Source organism: Tritonibacter sp. SIMBA_163, from assembly GCF_046535935.1.
GTDB classification, from domain to species: domain Bacteria; phylum Pseudomonadota; class Alphaproteobacteria; order Rhodobacterales; family Rhodobacteraceae; genus Epibacterium; species Epibacterium scottomollicae.
The window spans coordinates 1-361 of sequence record NZ_JAWJBP010000176.1 but is presented as its reverse complement, the minus strand read 5'-3'; the positions used below and the strand labels follow the sequence as shown (position 1 = coordinate 361).

Sequence of the window (361 nt, the reverse complement as noted above, 5' to 3'; positions counted from 1 at the left end):
CGACCTGCTGCGCCGCGCCATGGGCAAGAAGATCCAGGCGGCGATGGACGCCCAGCGCGAGAAGTTCACCGAGGGCGCGAAGGCCCGCGGCGTCACCGCCAAGAACGCCAGCGCGATCTTCGACCAGATCGCCAAGTTCGCCGGCTACGGCTTCAACAAGTCGCACGCCGCCGCCTACGCCATGGTCGCCTACCAGACCGCCTATCTGAAGGCGAACTACCCGCACGAGTTCATGGCCGCGACCATGACCTACGAAATGGCGAACACCGACAAGCTGAACGTCTTCCGGCAGGAGCTGAACCGGATGGGCGTGCGCCTGTTCGCCCCCGACGTGAACCGCTCCCGCCCCAACTTCGATACC

1 pseudogene is annotated in these 361 nt (G+C 65.7%); it reads left to right on the top strand.

The features are described 5' to 3' along the window. A pseudogene (locus R0J92_RS21965) lies at positions 1–361 on the top strand (DNA polymerase III subunit alpha); the annotation flags it as partial.